Origin of the sequence: Myroides albus (assembly GCF_009711045.1) — a bacterium.
Taxonomy (GTDB): Bacteria; Bacteroidota; Bacteroidia; order Flavobacteriales; family Flavobacteriaceae; genus Flavobacterium; species Flavobacterium album_A.
The window spans coordinates 1-6026 of the sequence record NZ_WMJX01000080.1 but is presented as its reverse complement, the minus strand read 5'-3'; the positions used below and the strand labels follow the sequence as shown (position 1 = coordinate 6026).

The following is a 6026-nucleotide window of genomic DNA, read 5'->3' as shown; positions in this document are numbered from 1 at the left end:
TACTAGTTTCACTCCAGCTTATTTAGGGGCTAAGATAGTTATATTAAACGATTCCGCAAGACTCGGCAACGCAGGGCTATAGATTGTTTCAACGAATTGCGGAAACATCATAAGTACAATCATGAAGCCAATGCTTAATTTAGTTTTCATTGTTTATAAATTTTCTGCAAATATCCTTTAAAGAATGACTAACTTTATAACATAAGAAATACAAGAAATAATAATAATCGGACAATGGCTTACTTAGAACCTACTGATTACTTTAAAGCAGAAGATATAGATTTACCAGTTGTTGGTATTGCATCGAATCTCGTTTTGCACGATAGTGGTTATCACCATCATGACCACCACTATCAGATACTCTATGCTCCGAGTGGGTGTATGACTTTAACAACAGATGATAGACAGGTTATCTTGCCACCTTCGAGATTGATGTTCATTCCCCCAACAGTAAAACACAGGGTTACCTTTAGAAATGTCGTAGATTATCGTTCAATTTACATTCGAAGTGAGTACTTTAATAAGCTTGACTCAGGACTAAAGGTTATAGCCGTGAATCCACTCTTGCGGGAGCTTATTGAACGTATATGTTTTTGGAAATTTACTTCCTATGATCAGCGCCAAGAGAATTTGTTGTCGGTATTTTGGGATGAACTTGAACTTGCAAAAAGCGAGGACTTTACTTTGAAAATCCCTGAAGATTATCGCCTTAAATCACAAATAGAAAAGTATGTCCTACACAAGGAACTTCCCCCTTTTTTGAGTGTATTAGCCAATAGTGTTGGTGCAAGTGAAAAAACAATTTCCCGTATATTCAAAAAGGAAACAGGGATGAATTACCAAGATTGGAGATTACAGTGGAGGCTATTTCGATCAATTGAATTGTTAGCGGAGAGAAAGAGCATTAGCGAAGTAGCTTTTGCTTTGCAGTTTTCTTCTGATAGTGCTTTTATAGATTTTTTTAAAAAGCATACAGGGAAAACGCCTTTGAAGTATATGACTGAAATTTAAAAGACTATTGATTATGGAAGATTTTAAAACGCTGTTATGTCGAATTAGAGAATGTAAAATCTGCGAGGACGAATTGCCTTTAGGTGCTAATCCTATTGTCCTGTCTGCTGTAGATTCAAAAATAATTATTATCGGACAAGCACCTGGTTTGAAAGTTCACAATTCAGGGATACCTTTTAAGGATAAAAGTGGTGAACAATTGAGAAAATGGTTAGGCGTAACGGAAGACGAGTTTTATAATACTTCTAATTTCTCAATCATACCTATGGGATTTTGTTATCCTGGTAAGGGAAAAAATGGGGATTTACCTCCAAAGAAAGTATGTGCTCCTACTTGGCACCCTCTTCTTTTAACCGAATTAAAGTCAACTAAATTGATTTTGTTAGTAGGGCAATATGCGCAAAACTACTACCTGAATAGCTCTCGCAATTTAACTGAGAACGTGTATCATTTTCACGATTATTTACCAACGTATTTTCCATTGCCTCATCCTTCTCCAAGAAATAATATTTGGAAGGCAAAGAACAAATGGTTTGAAGATGAAGTAGTTCCTGTACTTCGTCACCAAGTGGATATAATTTTAGGTAAAAGCGAAGGTAATTAAGCTTAATTGCTAAACTGAAGCTTATTTCTCAAAAGCATATAGAGTAAGCTAATGACTATAATACCAGCACTCAAATACATAATAATTGGAATATTGCTAATGATATCTTTATAGTACCAACCAGCAGCAAATGCACCTCCACCAACACCTATCTCTAAGGCGATATACATAGTTGAAACTGCTCTACCACGCTGATCTGGTTTACTAAAGTCAATAGTCCAAGCATTTAAAGCTGGAGATAATATACCTAATGAAATACCATAAATAAATGCCCCAGTGTATAAACCTGTAACATTCTCAAGGAAACCTATACAGATCAAGGATACTATAAGCAGTACTAAGCCAATATTAATAATCAAGACTCTGCCGTACTTGTCAGACACTTTACCTGCAACAAATCGCACTAACAAAGATGAGAGTGTGAAAATCATAAAGAAGATACCCTTATTCTGAAGGCCCAAATGCTCTGTCCAATCGGGAATTAAGGTAAGTATTACTCCATAGGCTATATAGGAAAGACAAGTCACTAAAGCAGCAGGGAAGACAGCCATATCAAAGATATCTTGTTTTGACATTTTTAAAAGTGAAAAGGAAAACTTCTCTTTTTTAGGCAAGGTTTCTTTCATATTTAAAAGAATCAAAATCGACAACAAAGCAAATAATGCAGAGCTATAAAAGAGAAAGTCAATGGAAGTATATAATTTGATTGTGCTTCCGATTGCTGGACCAATTGCCATACCTGTACTAAAAGAAATTCCGTGTAATCCCAAAGCTTCACCCCATCGTTCTCTTGGGACTATATCCGCTACATAAGCTGCAGTTGCAGTAGGTTTAAAACCAGTCGAAAAACCATGTAGTAACCTTAAAAATAAGAAACCAGATACAGTTGTTAGAATAGGGTATAACATACTACATATAAAACAAACGATAGAACCAATAGCCATGATGGGTACTCTACCTATTTTATCTGTCAGTTTACCACTAAAAGGCCTTGATATACCAGCCGTAATGGTGAATAATCCAATAATTAAGCCTTTGTATTCCGCTCCTCCTAAATTAGAAAGATATTCAGGTAATTCAGGAATAAGCATGTTGAAACTTGCTGAAAACAAGAGTGAACTTAAGCAAACAAGAATAAAATGTCTATTGTATATAGGGTGTTGTTCTTTAGTAGTCATAATCTTTTTGTACAGAGGTGCAAAGGTATGTTTTTGTCTTGCTTGTACAAAATGCATGAAACAAAATAAGAGACTCTAATTTAGAGTCTCTTACTGTTTTGAGAAATATAATAAGAAAATTACTTTTCCTTGTGGTAAATAGCGTCTGCTGTGTCAAATTTCTCTAACATTTCAGCAGGTGCCTTTTTGCCGTAATTAGAGGTTAAATAAATAGCGATTGAACTAAAAATAAAACCTGGTATAATTTCGTATAAAGTGTTTCCAAATAAAATAGGCCATAAGATAACCGTAACTGCTCCAACTAATACACCAGCAAAAGCTCCCATACCAGTAGTTTTTCGCCAAAATAAGGTAAATAGTATAGCTGGACCAAAGGCAGCTCCAAAGCCAGCCCAAGCATGTGATACTAATGCTAATATTTTGCTATCAGGATCGTAGGCAATAAAAATGGCAATTAAAGCAATTAATAAAACAGCAAATCTTCCTGTCCATACAAGTTCTTTTTGACTTGCACTTCTTCTGAAATAAGCTTTGTAGAAGTCTTGAGTTAGCGTACTTGAAGACATAAGTAGTTGAGCACTTAGCGTACTCATCACAGCTGCTAAGATTGCCGATAATAGAATACCAACTACCCATGGACTAAATAGTTGTTTGATTAACTCTATAAAAATCATTTCGTTATCTTTAGTAACTACAGCAGCTATATCAGTATGTTTGTAGTAATAACTAATACCAAGGTAACCAATTGTTACTGCTCCACCTAAGCACAGAATCATCCAAGACATTCCTATGCGTCTTGCATTCTTCATTGTTTTTACGCTATCTGCTGCCATGAATCGCGCTAAGATGTGTGGTTGTCCAAAGTATCCTAACCCCCAAGCTGCGGCACTAATGATAGCGATGAAACTAACATTATGAGTCAAACTCGAATAAGATATATTCGTTGCAATTGCTGCTTCTGCCGTATATGCAGTGATAGCATCCCAACCTCCCATGTACATTATAATCATTACTGGAGTTAGAATCAAAGCGAACAGCATTAAACTAGCTTGAATCGTATCACTCCAACTAACTGCTAAGAAACCACCGATGAAAGTATAAGCTATCGTTGCTAATGCCCCAAGGTATAAAGCATTAAGGTATTCCATGTGGAATAGTGTTTCGAAGAGTCTTGCTCCAGCTACCATACCTGAAGCACAGTATATAGTAAAGAAAATTAATATCGTTATAGCTGATACTGTTTTTACCAATCTTCCATCCTTGCCAAAACGATTGTTAAAGAAATCTGGAAGAGTTAAGGCATTATTATTAATCTCTGTATGTATACGCAATCTTCCCGCTACTAATTTCCAGTTGTAATAAGCTCCGATAATCAAGCCGATAGCTATCCAACTCTGTGATAAACCTTTTGCGAATATCGCTCCTGGTAATCCCATCAGTAACCAGCCTGACATGTCTGATGCTCCTGCGGATAAAGCGGTTACAAGAGGACCAAAGCTTCGGCCTCCTAATATATAGTCTGAAAAGTCTTTTGTGCGTAAATAGGCAATTACACCTATACCCAATACTAAGACGAGATAGATTGTGAAGGTAATAATTGTTGGATCTAATGTTTCAAGCATTTTGTAGTTTTTTTAAATTATTTAATTGGTTAAAAATATCTAAAAAAATATCTAAACTCACAAGATTTGCAATGATGAAAATCTCGGTTTTATGTGATTAATTTTAATGTTTATATGTAAATATTTGATTTTTAATCACATTGTGCACTAACTTTACAATGTTAAAATTCTACTTATGTTAATGTTAGAAGCTTTTTTTACTGAATCTTCGAGGGAGTCGTATAAGTGTAAAGTAATTGTTTTAAAAGAAGGGATGATTGCCAATCGCATTGGTTTGATTAAAAAGGGTGGCTTGCGCATGTTTTTAGACAAAGACGGTGAGGAGGTTACTTTTCAATTTATGTTTGAAGGAAGTTTAATATCTTCTTTTGAGAGTTTTTGGACAGGAGAACCAAGTGCGTATAGTGTCGAAACAATCGAAGAAACAGAAATATATTGGATTGAGAAAGAGGTTTTTGAAAGTATTTTATCTGATAATCAATCGCTCAAAATTGCATTTCAAGACTACATTATCAATCGAATGCTTGCTTACCAGCGACTTTTTCTTTCGCGTATAAAGTATTCGCCAGAAGAGCGCTATAAGCAACTTCAAACCTTATCTCCAGAGTTATTACAGCGAGTTCCTCAGCATTATATTGCTTCTTACCTTGGAATCACAGCAGTGTCTTTGAGTCGAATAAGAAATAGAAGGTAAGTTATTTCTTAACAATTGTTATCGTCAGTATAATGTGTTTGTGCTTTACTTTGCTTGTATAATATTAAAAGATATAATTATGACAAAGAAGCAATTAATTGAACAAAACTTTAAAGACATTCTTGATAATCCTGTTTTTGATGAGCAGATTATAGGGAGGTATTTTGATAGGGATTACGTGCAATATGTTGATGGAAAAAAACTCGATTATGAAATGTTTTGTCAACACATGAAAGCTCTAAAAAATAAAACGAAGTCTCTTGAAGTAAAAATAATCTCATGCGTAGAGCAGGGGGATGAGGCGTTTACAAATCATTTGGTATCTGTCGTAGATGCCAATGGCAATGTGAGTACGATTAAGGTGATTGCTTATTTTAAGTTTAGAAATGAAAAGGTTATTCTGTGTGATGAACTTACTTTTCATTTAGAGGGAGATATAGCAAGTAAGGATCTGGGGTCTGTAATAGAGTAGAAAGCTATTTTACTTTGCTAATGCATAATCTGGATTAGAATTCAGTAGAAGAATCACATTGTATTTTGTTGTAGTGTTTTTTCAGAATGCTTAGCTGTATTTTTTTAATGAGATTTGAATGGAATAGATACGGCCACAATCTTCTAAAGTGGTCAATCTTCTATTGATCAATAGGTTTTTAGAACGTTGTCAATCTTCTCTAACATGTCTAAAAAGAAATAGCCCTACATAATGGGGGGCTATGTAGGGCTAAAAGTAGTATGAAAAAAAAGTTTTCAAGAATATTTCAATAACTGTGCCATTTTTTATCATTGAACGTGATTATTGGTTATAATGTATTGTAAACCTGTGTAGTATTTGATAATTATGCAAATCCATGGGGTATCGTATGTTTACTATAAAGGTGTAAGAGGCTGTCTAAAAAGCCTAAAAAACAAAACCCCGT

General features: G+C 34.8%; 6 protein-coding genes. 4 read left to right on the top strand and 2 right to left on the bottom strand.

Going from position 1 to position 6026, the window contains the following annotated elements; all coding sequences use genetic code 11:
* Positions 1–234: 234 nt before the first annotated feature.
* Both GJV76_RS15065 and GJV76_RS15060 read left to right on the top strand, forming a co-directional pair.
* Entirely contained in the window at positions 235–1011 is a 777-nt protein-coding gene (locus tag GJV76_RS15065; protein ID WP_155093412.1) for an AraC family transcriptional regulator, read from the top strand.
* 13 nt (positions 1012–1024) lie between these two features.
* Complete coding sequence (locus GJV76_RS15060; RefSeq protein WP_155093411.1) at positions 1025–1615, top strand: uracil-DNA glycosylase family protein; 591 nt, start codon at positions 1025–1027, stop codon at positions 1613–1615.
* 2 nt (positions 1616–1617) lie between these two features.
* On the opposite strand, the gene GJV76_RS15055 is transcribed toward GJV76_RS15060, so the two are convergent.
* Both GJV76_RS15055 and putP read right to left on the bottom strand, forming a co-directional pair.
* Positions 1618–2793: an MFS transporter gene (locus GJV76_RS15055; protein ID WP_155093410.1), complete on the bottom strand. Its 1176-nt coding sequence runs from the start codon at positions 2791–2793 to the stop codon at positions 1618–1620.
* Between the two features lie 119 nt (positions 2794–2912).
* On the bottom strand, positions 2913–4415 hold the full coding sequence (gene putP / locus GJV76_RS15050; protein WP_155093409.1) for a sodium/proline symporter PutP: 1503 nt from the start codon (positions 4413–4415) through the stop codon (positions 2913–2915).
* A gap of 175 nt (positions 4416–4590) precedes the next feature.
* Here putP and GJV76_RS15045 point away from each other — a divergent pair, with 175 nt between their 5' ends.
* Complete coding sequence (locus GJV76_RS15045) at positions 4591–5109, top strand: Crp/Fnr family transcriptional regulator (protein WP_155093408.1); 519 nt, start codon at positions 4591–4593, stop codon at positions 5107–5109.
* A 79-nt stretch (positions 5110–5188) separates the two neighbouring features.
* Entirely contained in the window at positions 5189–5581 is a 393-nt protein-coding gene (locus GJV76_RS15040) for a nuclear transport factor 2 family protein (protein WP_155093407.1), read from the top strand.
* The last annotated feature ends 445 nt before the right edge of the window (positions 5582–6026 follow it).

Excerpts from the sequence above, each read along its gene's own strand:
- GJV76_RS15065 (WP_155093412.1), top strand. The coding sequence starts at position 235 with ATGGCTTACTTAGAACCTACTGATTACTTTAAAGCAGAAGATATAGAT.
- GJV76_RS15060 (WP_155093411.1), top strand. The coding sequence starts at position 1,025 with ATGGAAGATTTTAAAACGCTGTTATGTCGAATTAGAGAATGTAAAATC.
- GJV76_RS15055 (WP_155093410.1), bottom strand. The coding sequence starts at position 2,793 with ATGACTACTAAAGAACAACACCCTATATACAATAGACATTTTATTCTT.
- putP (WP_155093409.1), bottom strand. The coding sequence starts at position 4,415 with ATGCTTGAAACATTAGATCCAACAATTATTACCTTCACAATCTATCTC.
- GJV76_RS15045 (WP_155093408.1), top strand. The coding sequence starts at position 4,591 with ATGTTAATGTTAGAAGCTTTTTTTACTGAATCTTCGAGGGAGTCGTAT.
- GJV76_RS15040 (WP_155093407.1), top strand. The coding sequence starts at position 5,189 with ATGACAAAGAAGCAATTAATTGAACAAAACTTTAAAGACATTCTTGAT.